The organism is Pseudomonas sp. Con_6 (assembly GCF_059379395.1).
Genome location: NZ_CM182011.1, coordinates 3,615,422 through 3,632,056, shown reverse-complemented (window position 1 = coordinate 3,632,056; position 16,635 = coordinate 3,615,422). Strand labels below are relative to the sequence as shown.

The following is a 16,635-nucleotide window of genomic DNA, read 5'->3' as shown; positions in this document are numbered from 1 at the left end:
GGCTATTCCTTCTGTTCTTTGCTGTTGCGGGAGATCAGTTGCAGGTTGCGCAGGTAGACGAGAAAGCCGAAGGACTGGCCGATGATGAACACTGGATCCTCGCGGTAGATGGCGTAAGCCAGCAACAAGGCGCTGCCGAGCATGCTCAGGTACCAGAAACCGACGGGAATGATGCTGCGGCGCTTGAATTCGCTGTACAGCCATTGCAGGACGAAGCGCCCGGTGAATACGGTTTGTCCGGCAAAGCCGATGATCAACCAGAAGGTTTCCCGGGTCATCCTTCGAGCTCCTGCGGGCGGGTGTCGAGACGGGTGCGGCGGATCAGCCACCAGACGCCGAACAGGTCGAGGATGCCAACCAGGGCGCGGTCGAGGTTGCCGTACTTGGAGGTACCGGCATGGCGTGGACGATGGTTGACCGGGTGGACCAGCATGCGACCGTTGTGGCGCAGGATCAGCGCCGGGATAAAGCGGTGCATGTGGTCGAAGTAGGGCAAGTGCAGGAAGGCTGCGCGTTCCACCAGCTTCAGGCCGCAGCCGGTGTCCGGGGTGGCGTCCTTGAGCAGGCGGCTGCGCAGGCCGTTGGCGAAGCGCGAGGCCCAGCGCTTGCTGGCGGTGTCGCGGCGATTGATGCGATGGCCGGCCACCAGTTGGATACCTTGCGCATTGCGCACCAGCTCGAGCATGCCGGGAATGTCGGCCGGATCGTTCTGCCCGTCGCCGTCCAGGGTCGCCAGCCAGCGCCCGCGCGCAGCCTGAGCGGCATGCCACACCGAGGTGCTCTGGCCCAGGGAGCGTTCGTGGTGAAGGATGCGCAACTGGCTGAAGCCTTCGGCGCGCAGGCGTTGCAACACAGCCAGGGTCTGGTCGGTGCTGCCGTCGTCGACCACCAGCACTTCATAGTTTTCTGCAGCCAGCGCGACGCGGATTTCGCTGAGCAGCGACGGCAGGTTGTCGGCCTCGTTCTTGGCCGGGATCAGTACGGAAACATCGATCGGGTGGTTCATGGTCCTACCTGGATTCTTGTTGTGGTGGCTGGTTCAGACCCGGTAGAAATCCCGGTACCAGTCAACGAAATGGCGTACACCCTGTTCGATCGAGACACTTGGCGTGTAGTCGATCCAGTGCTGCAACGCAGAAATGTCGGCCCAGGTTTCCAGCACATCGCCCGCCTGCAGAGGCAGGTACTGGCGTTGCGCCTGAATGCCCAGGGCGTCTTCAAGGCACTCGACGAAATGCAGCAGGCGCACCGGTTGGCCACGGCCGATGTTGAACAGTTGGCAGGGCGGTTGCCCCTCGGCGAGCCGGGGTGGTTTGCCGCGCAGGCGGTGGATGCTCTCGACGATGTCGTCGATATAGGTGAAGTCGCGGCCCATCAGACCGTGGTTGTAAACCTCGATAGGCTGGCCTTCGAGCATTGCCCGGGTGAATTTGAACAGCGCCATGTCCGGACGCCCCCAGGGGCCATAGACGGTGAAGAAGCGCAGCCCCGTGACCGGAAGCTGGTACAGGTGCGCGTAGCTGTGGGCCATCAGCTCGTTGGCGCGCTTGCTCGCGGCATATAAGGAAACGGGCTGCTCGACCGGATCCTCGATGCTGAACGGCAGCTTGGCGTTGGCGCCGTAGACCGAACTGCTCGAAGCATAGATCAGGTGGGCGGGGCGGCACTGGCGGCAGGCCTCGAGGATGTTGAGGAAACCGACCAGATTGGCCTGGCCGTAGACGCCAGGATTCTCCAGGGAATAACGCACCCCGGCCTGGGCCGCCAGGTGGATCACTTCGCTGAAATCGTGTGCGGCGAACAGGCTCAGGAGTGCGTCGGCATCAGCGATATCCAGATGCTGGAAACGAAAGTTCGGCCACTGCTGCAACTGGTGCAGGCGGGCCTGCTTGAGTTCGACGCTGTAGTAGGGATTGAGGTTGTCGATACCGACCACCTCGATCCCTTCTTGACACAGGCGGCGAGCCAGGTGGAAGCCGATGAAGCCGGCGGCGCCGGTGATCAGCACGGGCATGGCGGCTGCACCTGGCCACGGCCGATCCCGTAGTACGTCAGGCCGGCGGCGGCCATGTGCTCGGGCTCGAACAGGTTGCGCCCATCGAACACCACCCGGTCCGCCAGCAAGCGCGGTACCTGGTCAAGGTTGAGCACGCGGTAGTCCTGCCATTCGGTGACGATGATCAGCGCGTCGGCGCCTTGCAACGCTTCTTCCTTGCTCGGCACCAGGTGCAGGTCGGCACGTTGGCCGTAGTGACGCTGGATATCCTCCATGGCCTTGGGGTCATGGGCCTGCACCCGCGCTCCGGCCGTCCACAGCGCTTCGAGAAGCACGCGGCTGGAGGCTTCGCGGATATCGTTGGTGTTGGGTTTGAATGACAATCCCCAAAGTGCGAAGACCTTGCCACGCAGCCCCGTGGGGTAGTGCCGCTGGATCTTGCCGAAAAGGCGATGCTTCTGCTGGTCGTTCACCGACTCCACCGCACTCAGCAGGCGTGCATCGAAGCCTTCGGCTTCGGCGGACTTGCGCAGTGCCTGCAGGTCCTTGGGGAAGCAGGAGCCACCAAAGCCGCAGCCGGCATAGATGAAGTCGTAGCCAATGCGCGGGTCCGAGCCGATACCGCGGCGAACCATCTCGATATCGGCCCCAAGGTGTTCGGCGAGGTTGGCGATCTCGTTGATGAAGGAAATCTTCGTCGCCAGCATGCAGTTGGCGGCGTACTTGGTCAGTTCTGCACTGCGTGCGTCCATGACCATGAGTTTTTCCCGGTTGCGGCTGAACGGCAGGTAGAGCTCGCGCAGCAGATCCGCTTCGGCCGGGCTGGCGCCACCGATGATGATGCGCTCAGGGCGCATGCAGTCGTCGACCGCCGAGCCTTCCTTGAGGAACTCCGGGTTGCTGATCACCCCATAGTCGTCGGCGTTCGCCACCGCCTGGGCGATCCGTGCGCGGATCCGGTCGACCGTACCCACCGGCGAGGTGGACTTGTTGACGATCACCTTGGGCGCGTCGCTGTGTTCGAGAATGCTGTCGACCACGGCGAAGACCTGACTCAGGTCGGCACTGCCATCAGGCTGTGGCGGCGTACCCACGGCGATGAACAGCAGCCTGGCGTAGTGGCTGGCCAGGGCCGCATCGGTGGTGAATTGCAGCCGCCCAGCCGCCAGATTCTGCTCCAGTAATGTGGTCAGTCCTGGTTCGAAAAGGGGGCAATGCCCCTGGTTCAAGGCGGCGACCCGTTCGGCGTCGACGTCCATGCACAACACCGAGTGTCCCATCTGGGCCAGGCAGGCCGCCTGGGTCAGTCCCACGTAGCCGGTACCGAAAACCGTCACCTTCATCCCTTTGCTCCATCTCAGAACCGGAAAATAGTCGAAGCCGCGAACGGCGTGCTTGTTCACCGATCCGTGGTGAGCAAGCAGAGAAAATGTCACGGTTTTGTTTAAGGTTTGTTACATGTCTGCGGCACGCCCGAGCTTTCATTCAGGGGCACTCGAAGCCTCCACGGGCAGCTCGCCCAGCAGCAGTCCGGGGCGGTCCTGCAACGCACTGGCCAACCAGATCACGCTGTAGCCGGAGCGCATGGCCTGATAGCCCTGGGCGGCCTGTTTCTGGGCGCTGTCCAGGCGTTTGTGGTTGATGACCACCAGTCCTTCGGGATGGCGTTGTGCCCAAGTGATTTCCTCGCCCTCACCAAGCAACGTTACAGGTCGTGCCAAGGGCAGGGAGAAGGGGTACTGGTCGCGGAAATGCGCGGCCAGGGCGACGGGCCGGCCATCGAGCTGGGCTTCGGTGAGTGTGTGATGCAGCGGGCGCAAGGCGAAGCCCGGCGCGATGGGTCTGAGCACGACGATGTGCAACAGCATGAGGAACGCCAGTGGCAAGGTCGCGAGCCCCAGTGCCGTGGATGAGCGGCGCACCGGCACGATCCAGATCAGTACCAGCAGCACCAGCGCGCCGCCCGCCCATGGCGAAAGTTGTTGCAGCCATCCCGGGATCTGGGGCCTGTCGCCAAGCAACGGCCAGATGGCCAGTACCAGGCCTGTCAGCAGCCACGGCAGTGCCAGCAATGCACACGTGGCACGCCCCGGACGGGCCACGGGCAACTGGCCGATCGCCCGGGACGCAAGCAGGGCCCAGGCGGGCAACAGCGGCAGCAGGTAATGCACCTGCTTGCCGCTGACCAGGGAAAAGCCCAGCAGACCAGCCCCCAGCCAGACCAGACAGAAGCGTTCCGCGCCTGCGGCCTGGCGCAACAGGCCGTATAGGGCCCGCCAGAGCGCCGGCCACAGCGTCCAGGGCAACAGCAACAGCGGCAGCAACGGCAGGTACCACCACCACGGCCTGTCGTGGGCGAAGGCGCTGGTCATGCGTCCGGCGGTCTGGCCCCAAAGCAGCATGTCGCGGTACGTCTCGCCGCCACGCAGCACTGCGGGGATCGCCCAGCACAGGGCCAGGGCGACGCCCAGCAGCAGGCTCACGAACAGGTATCCGTACCCGTTGCCCGCCCTGGAGGCTCGCCACCAAGGGGCGGCGAGGGCGACCGGGAGCAGGTAGAGAAACACCGCCGGCCCCTTGGCCAGCAGACCAAGACCCATGCCAAGGGCGAAAAGCAGCCAGCCGCGCCGGCGCTCGCGGCTTTCAAGCAGGCCCAGCACGGCGAGCAGCACCGCACTTGTCATCAGCAGGTCGAACATCAGCGTGGTGCTGAACAGGGCCACTGCCAGGCTCGAATAGAACACCCATGGCGCCAGGGTTGCGGTGCGTGCATCGTCGGGCCAGAGCCGGCGGGCGACAGCCGCGAGGAGAAACAGGTCGGCAAGAACGATGAGCGCACCGACCAGCCTGGCGACCCAGGGGTATTCACCCAGCAGGGTCCAACCGAGGCTGATCAGCCAGAACAGAAGGGGCGGCTTGTGGCTGTAGGGTTCGCCATGCACCCGAGGCACCAGCCAGTCGCCGCTGGAATACATCTCCCAGGCGACATTGGCATAGCGGGTTTCATCGATCGGCAACAGCGGGCGGGACCAGATCGAGACGGCACTGAGGACTGCCCAGCAGAGCAGCAGAAGAACCGAAGATGGGTGCAAGCGCACACATGCCTCCTTGGCGTGAATACTCGGTCAGGGCAATGGGGGCGGTCCTCGACTCCATGAGGACCGGATAGCTTCAGCGCGCCAGAGAGTAGACAGCGTTGGTGTGCTCGCCAGTGTGTTGTCGCGATCTCCGATGAAATGCCAAGGAACTGTTTAACAAAAGTTTTCTCGGATCTGGCTTAACGGGCCCGCAGGAAGGCCACACCATCACCCAGCAACCGAGGCCCTACACCTGCTTGCAGCTCAGCGCGCAACTGATCGACCCGCTCGTAGAGCTGCGCGACCCGCTGCTGCAGGATGACGTTTGCACTGAGCATGCCTGGCAATGTGGCCATTTCCTGTAATTGCCGGGTCAACCTGGCCTGCGCTTTGTCCACCCGGAACGACGGCAGGGTCATGCGCTGCCATTTGCGACGACCCAGTCCGAGCCGGCAGGCCTGCACCTTGATCACCTTGCCCAGGTGGTAACGCAGGGGCCGACCTTCGCTGAAGCGGGCCGGGTCGTAGAAACCCGGCAACTGGCGGAGATCCAGCTCGAGGCCGAACATTTCTGCCCAGTCCAGCCATTTTTCGGTGTTGAACTGGCCGCCGAAACCAAAGCCTTGCCAAGGCACCCGGACGATATCCGCCAGGATCGCCCCATGCATGGCTTCGCTCAGCACCAACCGCGCGCCGGCCAGGGCCTGCATGAACTCAGCCGCCGGCAGCAACGGCGACAGCAAACGCACACCGGCCCGCTCGCACACGCCTTGCCAATCCAGGTACCGCAGGGAACGATGGTGCGGTACCACCACCACTTCGCCATGTGTCTGGGCCGCGCCACGCCAGTCAAGGCTGGCCAAGAGATAGGCGGCATCCGCTACCGCACGGTCCGCATCCAGCCCCAGCGCCCGTGCCGTACGCAAGCCGCGTACGGCATGGACGCGCCAGCGCCGGTCGAGCACGGGAGGCGTGCCATAGCCGGCTCCGGTGCCCAGGACCATGATCTGCTCGGCGTCCTCGAGGCGGCGGCAGAAATGCGTGTTGAGCAAGGTGCCAATGCCGAGCATCGCGACCTTGTCCCGCTGGATATCCCCCAGCAGGGCCGGCCAGATCCATTCGTTGAGCTCGTCGCCGACGTTTGCGCTACCCGCTGCAAACACTGCTTTCATTGTCCTGTCTCTTTGTCTGTGGTGGTGGCCCATGCCTGGCGCCACTGCTGCGCGACGCTGTAGCGGCACAGTTGTACGCAGTGTCCGGCGTTGCCAGGCGCCTTGCGCAGCGCGCGCCAGGTTCGGCTGAGCACGCCCTTGTGGTTGCGGTTGCGCCAGCTTCCCGCATAGAGGTGCCGTGCGACCGGATGCACGCCGGCAGCCGCCTGGCGGTGCGGGTCGGCGAACACACCGACGGGAAAGACACGGTCCCAGCCGATCAGTTGCTCCTGGGGGGATGCGCCGAAACCCTTGACGCTGAGCAGACGGCTGACTTCATTGACGTTCACCAGCTCAGGCAGGCGCGCGGTATCGAAGCGCACACGGTTGTACCAGGCGAGCATGGCCTTGGGCAGCCAGTGACCGGGTGTTGCACCGATCACCGAGGTGCCGACGCGGTCGTCCCACTCCAGACCAATGAAGAAATCGTTGTCGAGCAGGTGGTCGAACGGGGCGAGCACCTCGACATCGGTGTCCAGGTAGATCCCGCCCTCCCGAGCAAGCACCTGCATGCGCACGTAGTCGGCGACGAAGGCGTAGCGACCGGCGTTGTGTGCAGCGGCGGTGAACGTGTGCGCATAGACATCGACATTGGACTCGTCCCAGCGCACCAGTTCGTAGTCCGGCAGGTGCCAGGCCCAGGACGCCAGGCAGCGGCGGGCCAGCAATGGCATCGGCTTGCCGCCGAACCAGCAATAGTGGATTTTTTTCGCGATCATGAGTATTTCCGATGGGGGCGAAGCTGCCAGGCAGGTGCGAATCAGCCGATCGTTCCCGCCAGCTCGACGGCCGCCAGGGGTTGGTGACGAACGAGGCGGTCGATGGCTTCAGCGGTCTTGCTCTGGCCCTGAATACCATGGGCCAGGTGGTAATCGGCGAAGGCCCGGGCGTTGTTCACGGCCACCTGGTAGTTGCGCGACAGCCAGTCGAGACGCGCTTGCAGCATGTCCGGATCGGTGACGCAGGCACCGAAGAAGCGTGCCTGTTCGAGAATGTCGGGATCGTCGCTGGCATTGACATACACCACTGGACGATTCGCCAGAGTCGCCTCCAGAGCGGCATTCGACATGATGTTGAGCACCACCGAGCTCTGCTGCAGCGCACTGGCCAACGAGGCATCCGGCATCTCCAGATGAATGTTCGGATGGCTGGCTGCGGCTTCTTGCCAAAAAGCCATATGGCTACGCGGGTGGGCCTTGAAGGTGACCGGCACCTGCGGGTGCCGGGCAGCCCACTCGCGAATCAGGGCGTAGGTGCGTTGATAGCCGGCGCGGGCTTCTTTGTCCGGGCCGACGCCCAGGACCAGGATGCGCAGTTCGTTTTTCGCTGCGGGCAGTGCGTACTGCTGGTCGACCAGATAGGAGCCGGTGAGGACCGTCTGGGTCGAGCCGAAGCGTAGCGCCCGGCGACGCAAGGCCTCCAACGAACTCTGGCCGAAGAGAAAGTAGTAGTCGTAGTCGGTCATGCTCAGGCGCCGTGAAGGGTCAACCGAGGTGGCATGGGACAACTGCGCCAGGGATTTGCCCTGGGCATTGAGCGCCAGGCGCAGGAAGGGGATGACCAGGCTGCCATGCCGTTCGTTCAGGATCAGTCCCGGATTGTGCTGGCGGGCCAGCCACTCGGCGTAGGCGGCGTGGGCGTAGTAGCGCAGGGGTACCCTGGCGGCAGGACGGTAGAGGTAATTGCGGCGGACCGCGACACCCAGTGGTTCGATAGCGGCTTCGACGACCTGATGCCCCAGACGGCGAAGCGAATCGACCAGCCCGGTCTTGCGCCGCTGGGCGAGCAGTCTTGGTGAACCATGCAGGACCAGGATGCGTTCGGCGGGACTGCTAGTGGCCCGGCGGGCCCGCAGACGGGCGCCAACGCCAAGCATGAGATCGAAGGAGGTGTCGCGCACGACCCGGACGGTCGAACCGATCAGCCCATGTTTTTCCCGCAGCAATGCCCAGCGGTAGGCATCAAGTTGGCGGGCCCGGGTTTTCCAAGGATGGCATCTATCAGTAGTCATGAGGTAAGGGAGCAGTGATGGCAATTAGATACTTAGCTAGGTAATTAATTTGCCAAGGTTAGCAGTCCAGGACAGAGCGCTCTGTCAGCCTTTGGTAAGGGGTGAGTAAAGAACAGGAGGGGAGTGGGCAAAGCCTTGAACAGGCCGCGATTGTCTGGCCTTTTCGGATTGATGGTCGCGAGGGCGCACTCAAGGACAGGTAGCGAGTTGAAATTGCACGGCAGTGAAATAAAACCGCAATTGAAGTTCCAATCGAAATTAGTTTGCACCCCGACTATTGCGAGGTACAAACCTGTACAAACAAGTCAACACGTACACGTTGGTGTCTACAGCGATGTCCAGGAAATCTTTATATCCTGATCGCCGGTCCCTGCCAGGGCGGATGGATCTTCGCCTTGTTTTACCGCATCCCACTCGTAGACCGTCTTGTTATTGATCTGCAGGGTGTAGTTGGGAAAACCGTCATGCATGCCATCGACACGGAACTGTATGCCACCGGCGACCTTGCGCAGGCCCACGGTGATCGTGGCATCGATGTGCGGGGCGAAGGTCATCATCGGGTTGCCGCCGTCCACGGTGAATTTCATGGCATGGCTGGCACCTTCCATGGCTGTCCACACCACGTTGAGATTGTCCGTCGTGCGCGCCAGGGTGGCCGTGCCGGTGGGTTGCGCGCCTGGGCGCAGGGCGCGGAACCAGTCCGGCTTGCCGGGGATGGCCGAGGCATCGGCGTTGGCGTATTCACGGGTGGTGCCCCATGCCAGCGCGGGCAGTTTCAACGACGCCGCGCCCGTCTGGTCGAGGTCCAGTGTCGCACTCGGGCTGCACTTGGTGCCGCCGTTGTAGGTGTAAGTAAGGTAATAGACTGCTTCGCTGGGAATACCGATGGTTAGTTTGACAGAGACGTTGTTGGCCATGGCGATGTTCCTTTCAAGTTGTACTTCAGCAACGGTAGCCAGAAAAAAACAGTTTGCTCGAGTAGCACAAGGGAAAACGACGACTAGCATATTGCTATTAATGCAGCGTCTGCTCTTGGCAGTCGGTTGGCGCATCCAGATAAGGCGATGAATTGCAACTTCCGATCTCACAGGGAGGTGGACGATGGCTGACCGATTTCTGGCATTTCGTTGTTTCGGTAAATTTGCATGGCCGCCGCTGAAGTCGGCCACGCCCGAGCGGACCGTCGAAGGTGTGGTCGAGATCCATTACCTGCTTGATGCAGCGAAGAAGGAAATGGTGGGGTGCGCGCGCTGGGTGCCCAGGAAAGAATGGAGTCCGCAGCTGGAGCTCAGCGATCCGCTGGCCGGGATCCCGACCGTGCCAGACCAGCAGGAAGATGCCGGGAAGAAGCTTTCGGGCGCCGCCAACAGGATCCTCACCTGGCGCTTCGACAAGCGAGGCGTGGTGCTGGCGTTCGAAGGCGTGCAGGTGTTCGAGCAGTATGCGGTGAGCAAGGACAGTAATGGAGGCTTCCACCAGGAACTGGACTTGAGAGTCCCTGTGGTTCGCGAGCATTTTCCGAAAGCCGGGGCAGGGCAATACGCCAGCCGGGTCCTGGTGGGGCAGGACCAGGACACACTGCTTCGCTTCGATTTGGCGCTGCCGCTACTGGCGTCGCTGGATGCAGAGCAGTTCAAGGCAAAGCGGGCGTTTGTCGCGTTCTCGGCGTTGTATCCCGCGCGGCGCGCCACCTCTCAGTTCACCGCAACTGCACAACCCCTGTCCCTGGACAATATGGTGTTCGGTCGACAGGACCGCTCGACCGGCAACATCGATTTCAGCAAGCTGCAGGCACCTTCGATGAAGGCCGTTGGCCGCTTCGGCTTCGCCCGGTACCCCTGGAGCGATAACGCTGGCAGGTGCGTGAAGCTCGACACGGCAGGTTTCTGGGCCACGCGCGAGTCGATTCTGGGTGATCTGCTGCCGACGCTGGGTTTTCGCACACAAACCGCCAAGCCGGATTCATTCGAGGTTCTGCTCGACCGGGTGAACATCCTGTTGCCGGCGCCCAGTGTCACCTTCGCTGCCTCCAGCGAGAAGGATGGCCCCGGCTTTCGTATCGAACAGCGCTTTGCCCTGAATGCTACCACCGTCTCATCGGGCTCTGCCGACTCGTCGGACATTCGCGTGGTAGCGAACAAAAGTATCCAATTGCGCGCGGCCGGCATGGACGGCATCTGGCTCACGTTTGCCGAACAGTTGCATATCACTGCGGTGCTGAGCGGAGTGGTCAGCGACGTCTGGAGCGATCAGCACGCTACCTCGCTGCAGGTCACCATTGGCGGCATCACCACCTACACCGGCAACAAACTCGCGCAGTCCGGCGCCAGCTTCGACCCGAACGGGAAGGGTGCCGATCTGCTGACACTGGTCCGGGCAGCCGGTGCCTCCATGGACAGTGCACGCTTGGCGTTGCACCAACTGGCGCCGGACCAGCCCCAGTCGAGTCTGCCCAGCTTCTCTGTCGCAACCGAGGCAGGCAGTGCGGCAATACATTTCGGGCTGTTCGCGGGCCGGCGCAATGGATCGCTTTGCGCCGGCAGGCTGGAGCTCGACGGCAAGGCGTGGACCTGGTCGGCGATGCTGGCGAATCCTGACGATACGAGCATCTTCAATGACCGTGTACAGGCCGCGAAGCAGGCGCGCATCCCCTTGCAGGTCAGCTGGCCCTCGCTGCATCGGCAGCCGACGCCTGCGGGATGCTATCTGGTCCACCAGGCAGAAGATAAGCAAAAGGTACTCCAGGGCATACGCCTGAGCCTGGTCCAGACCGACAAACCTGCCGGCAAGTTACCCGTCAGCGCCCAACTGGGCGGCCTGGAGCTGACGCACGGCAACCCCGTTTTCGTCAATTCGGCATGGATTCATCTGCGCCTGCGGGGTGACCCAGGCGTCCTCGGCACCTCGGCGATGCTTGGTATCACGGTGGGGCTGGATCTGTCTGTGACCAGTGTAGCCCCCGTGGCGGTGGACGTCCTGCGCGGCGACCGCACTGGTCGCGCGCAACCCTTGCTGTACCAGGAGCCGGAGACGACAGGGGGCACCGGCCAGTACTGGCTCAAGTGCACCGAGGAGGTCCGTGACGATCGTCAATGGCGCTTGCTGGCCACGCTGGAGGAAGACGTCCAGAGCAGCGCGGATACCCAGAAGAGCCTGCTGATCGGCGAGCAACCCTTCACCTTCCAGCGTTTCTACTCCACCCCGCTGGACATGCTCGGCAGCGAGTCCGATGCAATCATCGCCAGCTACGACAGCGACGAGCGTGGCTGGAAGTTCAAGCAAACCAGCGGGCTGTATCACTATGTGCTGCCAGCGCAGGTGATTGGCGAAAGCATGGACAAGCCGCGGCGGCTCGAATTGCAGGACGCCGACGTCGAGAAAGAGTACCGGGCCGAGGGGTTCGTCCGCCCGATCGATACGCACTGGGACCAGGAGACCAACCCGTCCTACCGCCGCGCCGTCGAGTTTCGCCTGACGCCCGCCGCCCACCTGTGGGTCCAGCCCTCCGATGTCGAGCGCAACTACGTGCTTCCGGAATGGGCCGCTGGCGATCTGTTCCGCCAGCGTGGCGAGCTGGGCCTGGGGTGCGCGCTGGACTCGCTCAGTGGCGAGTTCGTCTATGGCCTGTCCTTTGGCGTGACCCCGAAGCTGGAGCAAGGTACCGCCCGACGCACCCGCGTCGCCGAAATCGAGGCGCTGACCGGGCGTCCCGTGCCGCCGGACGAGGACCGCAAGGAAGAGCGCTGGAACAAGCTGCACCAGGCCATGCTGACCCGTCCGCAGCGCCTCGAATTGTGGGCGGACGATCCCTCGCAGCGGATGCAGTTCGCCCCGGTGCGTTTCAGTGATGGTGCACGTTTCGCCTTGCGCTCCACGGCGCTGCACCGGCCGGCGGTGGCGGCGCTGGAAGCGCCTGTCGAGAAGGGCAAGGAACCAGGACTGCCAACCCAGGAGGTGCCCGGCCTGTCCCCGCGCCTGCACCCGGCGGGCCTGTCCGGGGGCGCCTTGTGGCCGATCGAGTCGGCCAACGTGCTGCGCATGGTCCTGGCCCAGCCGCGGGCCAGCGGCGGTTCGATCGAGAACATCGCCTTGTCGCCGCTGGGCGGCGATGCCGACCAGACGGTGAAGTTCAACAACAACCGGGTATCGATCATCAGCGAGACCCGCGGCGGCTTCGTCCAGCGCCAGAAAGTCGAGGTACTGGGCCGCATCGGAGCGTTCTGGCACCGCGCCAAGCATGTGGTGGTGTACGAGCGCACGGTCAATCCGTCGGCGCAGTTCACCCCGGAAGGCGGCCTGGGCACCCGGACCCGCCGCCCGGTGCTGCGCAAGGTCAGCGAATACATCGAGATCCTCGAACCGGAACGGCACTACCCGGACATGCCCACGGCGCCGGTGCATACCAGTTGCTTCCTGCGCGCCTTGCGCTTCAACAAGCGGATCATCCCGGTAGACAGCTTCTGGGCGGAGGACATCGGCACCGTGGGCTGGAGCATCCCCCTGTGGAACCGCCATGCCGCCCGGCAGCGGCCGCAGGTCTACGGGATGCCGGACGTTGCCTTCGTCACATCCGCCGAGGGCGACGGCGACGACCCATTGGTGGCCCAGGGATGCCTCGATCCCGACAACCTGTACTTCTTCGCCGACACCAGCCTGGAGCAGACCGACGACACCAATGCCTGGAGCGTACGACGGGACATCGACTACACCGACCTGCCACCGCCCAAACATACGAAAGACTCGGCGACGACTGCCACGGTGCCTCCAGGCTTCGCCCGGTTCACCTGGCGTCTGGCGCCGGCGGCGCAACGCACACGGGTCAATGCCGGGAGGGCCGACAAGCCGGTGTACGTGGGATTGGAAACGCTGACCTTCATGCGTGCGGGGCGGCAGGATCCGCCGAAGAAGCTGGATGCCGATTCGGCACTGAATCTGGTGGATATGCTACCTGCCGCCCTGGTAAAGACCGAGCGGCCGACCCCATTGTTCGATGGTTTCCTCAGCACGGGCACCGTGGTTTCGGGGCCACTGGAGGCGTTGACGAGCGGTCTGGCGAGTGTCATCACGCTGCCGACCACGCTGCCTGTCAATGCAGATGAACTTGCGGATGTGAAGGCACGCCTTGGTGCATTGGGTAAGGCGCAAAGGTCGAAGCTCATCGCCGACGCGGGTATCCAGGGACATGCCGAGGCGCTGGCAGAGAGCTGCAATAGCTTTCTAAAACCGCTGGAGACTCAGCTCGACGACTTCGACAAGCGAATCGCGACGTTGCCTGCGTCATGCGAGGCGCTGCAGAAGAACCTTGGTAGTGCCATCGTCGCCAGGCGCATGGCCATGGTGCAAGAACTGGATGCCTGGCGGCAGGACACGATCCGTACGCTGTCGACACCGCTCCCAGCCCAATTCGGCCAGGCCGACGATTTCAAGACCTACCTGTCGAGCCAATTGCACAAATTGCTGTTGCCCCTGTTCGAGTCGACTTCGGCAGAACTGGGCAAGTTGCGGCGGGGCATCGAAATCACCCGCCTGACGGCCGACGGGGCGGTCGCGGCGGCCCATGACGTGATTGCCCGGGCGCGTGCCGAACTGGACGCCATGGAGAAGCTGGTCGATCACACCAAACCGTGGTCTGCCAGTCGGGTGCAAGACCTGCAGCAACAGATTGAACACGCCCTGGCACGCCTTAGTCAGGCCGTAGCGGGGCAAGTGCGCAGTGCCCGTCAGCGTCTGTCCGTGGAGATCGACGATCTGACCCAGGGTATCGGTACAGTCGCTGCCTGGGCCATCGAACAGGCGTTGAAGGGGGCAACGCAGTTGCAACTCCTGGACCGGGTTCTGGCAAGCATGGACAAAGCGTTGCCTTGCGAGGCTGCGGTGCAGGATTACCTGAGCAAGGTCGAGGCCGTTCTGAAGAAGATCGACAAACCTGAGCGCAGCGAAGTAATCAAGAAGATACGCAGCACGCTGGAGTCGATGGGTGATGCCCTGATCAAGGCAAGGGTGCAATTCGACAAGGGCGCAGCTTCGGGCCAACGTCTGCTGGAACAGTTGGGCCAACTGGCCGCTCTTCTGAAAACCACCCATGACACTCTGGAAGAAAACACCGAGGCGTTGGGCGCTTATCTGAAGGCAGAAGTCGCCGACCTGGAGGAAGAACTGCTCCAGGCATTCAACGCGTCGCTTGCTTCCCTGTCGGTGCCCGTTACAGACGAGATCGAGAAGCTGCTCAAGGTGCTCCCTCAGCCAGAGCTGTGGGCTGGCTACCTGTTCGAACAAGCCAGAGCGGCCCTGGATGCCGCCGAAAAATGGCTTGAGCAGCAGAGCACACCGCTGCATGAAGCGCTCGATGAAGTGATCGATGACACCCTTGGCAAGGTCAAGACTGTGGAGGGCATGCTGGCCGGTGATAAGGTGGTCCAGCAGTTGGTGGAAAGCCTGTGCAACCTGCCGGCACTGCGCCTGGCGGTAGAGCGGGTGGGAACGGTGGTGTTCGACACCGGGCAGGCCGTGGAAAGACGCCGTCAAGCGGTCATCGACCTGATCAATGCGTGCACCGATGAGCTGATCAGTGGGCTGGACGCTGGCGCGACGCTGCTGAGCGGACTCAACGACGAGATCGGGAAAACCTGCCGAGCCGTTTCCGGCGGGCTCGGAGGATTGCGCAATGAATTGATGCGGAACGCCGAGGCCATGCTGAAGCCGCTCAATGACCGCCTGGACAAGTACCAGACGGAGGTGCTCGCCGAACTCGACACCTGGCTGGGTGACGCACAGCGCTACAAGGAACTGTTGCCGAAGCTGAAGTCCTTCGAGCAGGACGTGCGCAATTTCTGCAACGACCTCGCCACCACCCGCAACCTGGTCGAAGGCTATGGCGAACGCGTGGTCGACGCCGTCGGCCGCATCGGCGAAGGCGGCCTGCTGGCAGCCCCCAACAATATCCTGCGGGCCATGGCCGCCTTCGGCTCCACGCCGGACCTGCCGAACCTGGACTTCTCGCGCCTGACCTCGCCGTACTTCTTCGGCTGGGCCGAGGATCGGGTGGACATGGCGCCGATCCAGGCCTGGTTCGGTCGCCTGGGGGACGACCTCAAGGCGCTGGGCCTGGACATGGACATCAACGGGCTCGCCGACCGGCTGATTCCCGGCGACCTGTCGCAGCAGGACATCGGCAAGATCCTGCAGAACCTCGCCGGCCTCGACCTGCGCAAGCTGCTGCCCGGCTACAAGCTGCCAGCCGCCGCCAAGGACGCGATCCGCGTCACCCACGAGTTCGACAAGAAGAACCTGCGGGCCTGGGTCCAGGTCGATGTCGACCTGCCATTGCCCGAGCGTCGCTCGCTGTTCAGTGTCGGGCCGGTGACCCTGGACTTGATGAACGCGAGGATCACGGCGGTGGTGCGCCTGGACGCGTCGAAGGACAGCGCCGAGGTGGCGCAGACCGGCACGGCGACGCTGCTGACCGACTTCGATGCGGTGGTTGCGGGAACATCCATGGTCACCCTGAGCCAGGTGGCCGTGCGGTTCGATCGCAACAGCGGCCTCAAGGTCGACTTCGATCCGCGCAAGATCCGTCTCAACCCCAGCTTCCAGTTCATCCAGAACACCTTCCAGTCGATCTTCGGCGACGAGATCGGCGGGTTGAAGATCATCAAGGACAACGGCATCCCCATCGGGGTCGAGCATCTGTTCGCGCTGCCGCCCATGGGCATGATGTTCGGCACCAGCGGCGTGCAGAACATCCAGATCAGCAACGCCTTCCGTCTGCTGGCCTATCCCGACTTCCTCATCAGCAACAGCTTCGCCCTGGCCCGTGCCAACCTGCCGTTCCTGTTCTCGGTGTTTATCGTCGGCGGCAGCGGCTGGCTCACCGTCGACCTCAACTACCGGCCGTTCAACAACGAACTGGCGGTGGTGGTGGACGCGGCGGCGGGCGGTTCGGGTTCGCTGGGGTTCTCGTTCTGCGGGGTGTCGGGGACGGTGGCGATCTCGCTCAACGTCGCGCTGACCTACCGCAAGCTGATCGGCCGGCCGGGAGGCGGGCTGACGGTGTCGATGGTGGTGGTCATCACCGGCGTGGTCGATGTGCTGCGGATCGCCAGCGCCTACCTGTCGGTGACCTTGCGCCTGAGTTACCAGGACAACGGCGATATCGATGCCACCGGAAGCTTCCGGGTCAGCATTCGGATTTCGCGGTTCTTCACGGTGAGCGCCGGGGGGCAGGTGCGCTATCGGATGACGGGGGGACGCAAGGAAGTTACGAGCGAAAGCGAAAGCCAGGTGCGGTCCGAGAGCCTTGAAAAGGCCAGGAAGCTGATCGAAGGACAGGGGAGGTAGGGA

Annotated in this window: 10 protein-coding genes; 1 reads left to right on the top strand and 9 read right to left on the bottom strand. The window is 63.3% G+C overall.

From position 1 onward, the window contains the following. Nucleotides 1–2 precede the first annotated feature (2 nt). The 9 genes from AC5QPF_RS16080 to AC5QPF_RS16040 all read right to left on the bottom strand — a co-directional run bounded on the left by AC5QPF_RS16080 (nt 3) and on the right by AC5QPF_RS16040 (nt 9,212). Nucleotides 3–278: a lipid-A-disaccharide synthase N-terminal domain-containing protein gene (locus tag AC5QPF_RS16080; protein ID WP_494958836.1), complete on the bottom strand. Its 276-nt coding sequence runs from the start codon at nt 276–278 to the stop codon at nt 3–5. Continuing rightward, nucleotides 275–1,006, bottom strand: a complete 732-nt coding sequence (locus tag AC5QPF_RS16075) for a glycosyltransferase (protein ID WP_494958835.1) — start codon at nt 1,004–1,006, stop codon at nt 275–277. The genes AC5QPF_RS16080 and AC5QPF_RS16075 overlap by 4 nt, the downstream gene beginning before the upstream one ends. Before the next feature lie 33 nt (nt 1,007–1,039). After that, nucleotides 1,040–2,014, bottom strand: coding sequence for an NAD-dependent epimerase/dehydratase family protein (locus tag AC5QPF_RS16070; protein ID WP_494958834.1), 975 nt, complete (start codon nt 2,012–2,014; stop codon nt 1,040–1,042). After that, entirely contained in the window at nt 2,002–3,339 is a 1,338-nt protein-coding gene (locus AC5QPF_RS16065; RefSeq protein WP_494958833.1) for a nucleotide sugar dehydrogenase, read from the bottom strand. The genes AC5QPF_RS16070 and AC5QPF_RS16065 overlap by 13 nt, the downstream gene beginning before the upstream one ends. 138 nt (nt 3,340–3,477) lie before the next feature. Continuing rightward, a complete protein-coding gene (locus tag AC5QPF_RS16060; protein ID WP_494958832.1) occupies nt 3,478–5,094 on the bottom strand; it encodes a glycosyltransferase family 39 protein in 1,617 nt (538 codons plus the stop codon). A 179-nt stretch (nt 5,095–5,273) separates the two neighbouring features. Then, nucleotides 5,274–6,245 (bottom strand): hypothetical protein, encoded by a 972-nt coding sequence (locus AC5QPF_RS16055; RefSeq protein WP_494958831.1) that lies wholly within the window; start codon nt 6,243–6,245, stop codon nt 5,274–5,276. Beyond that, nucleotides 6,242–7,003 carry a glycosyltransferase gene (locus tag AC5QPF_RS16050; RefSeq protein WP_494958830.1) on the bottom strand — a complete coding sequence of 254 codons (762 nt, stop codon included), beginning with the start codon at nt 7,001–7,003 and terminating at the stop codon, nt 6,242–6,244. Before AC5QPF_RS16050 ends, AC5QPF_RS16055 begins: the two co-directional genes overlap by 4 nt. Before the next feature lie 41 nt (nt 7,004–7,044). Then, the gene (locus AC5QPF_RS16045; RefSeq protein WP_494958829.1) at nt 7,045–8,295 is read right to left on the bottom strand and encodes a glycosyltransferase family protein; all 1,251 of its coding nucleotides are present in this window, start codon (nt 8,293–8,295) and stop codon (nt 7,045–7,047) included. A gap of 326 nt (nt 8,296–8,621) precedes the next feature. Further along, nucleotides 8,622–9,212 (bottom strand): DUF3238 domain-containing protein, encoded by a 591-nt coding sequence (locus AC5QPF_RS16040; RefSeq protein ID WP_494958828.1) that lies wholly within the window; start codon nt 9,210–9,212, stop codon nt 8,622–8,624. 184 nt (nt 9,213–9,396) lie between these two features. Here AC5QPF_RS16040 and AC5QPF_RS16035 point away from each other — a divergent pair, with 184 nt between their 5' ends. Further along, complete coding sequence (locus AC5QPF_RS16035; protein WP_494958827.1) at nt 9,397–16,632, top strand: hypothetical protein; 7,236 nt, start codon at nt 9,397–9,399, stop codon at nt 16,630–16,632. The last annotated feature ends 3 nt before the right edge of the window (nt 16,633–16,635 follow it).

Coding starts and splice junctions, on each gene's coding strand:
- AC5QPF_RS16055 (WP_494958831.1), bottom strand. CDS start 6,245: ATGAAAGCAGTGTTTGCAGCGGGTAGCGCAAACGTCGGCGACGAGCTC.
- AC5QPF_RS16070 (WP_494958834.1), bottom strand. CDS start 2,014: ATGCCCGTGCTGATCACCGGCGCCGCCGGCTTCATCGGCTTCCACCTG.
- AC5QPF_RS16040 (WP_494958828.1), bottom strand. CDS start 9,212: ATGGCCAACAACGTCTCTGTCAAACTAACCATCGGTATTCCCAGCGAA.
- AC5QPF_RS16075 (WP_494958835.1), bottom strand. CDS start 1,006: ATGAACCACCCGATCGATGTTTCCGTACTGATCCCGGCCAAGAACGAG.
- AC5QPF_RS16050 (WP_494958830.1), bottom strand. CDS start 7,003: ATGATCGCGAAAAAAATCCACTATTGCTGGTTCGGCGGCAAGCCGATG.
- AC5QPF_RS16065 (WP_494958833.1), bottom strand. CDS start 3,339: ATGAAGGTGACGGTTTTCGGTACCGGCTACGTGGGACTGACCCAGGCG.
- AC5QPF_RS16080 (WP_494958836.1), bottom strand. CDS start 278: ATGACCCGGGAAACCTTCTGGTTGATCATCGGCTTTGCCGGACAAACC.
- AC5QPF_RS16035 (WP_494958827.1), top strand. CDS start 9,397: ATGGCTGACCGATTTCTGGCATTTCGTTGTTTCGGTAAATTTGCATGG.
- AC5QPF_RS16045 (WP_494958829.1), bottom strand. CDS start 8,295: ATGACTACTGATAGATGCCATCCTTGGAAAACCCGGGCCCGCCAACTT.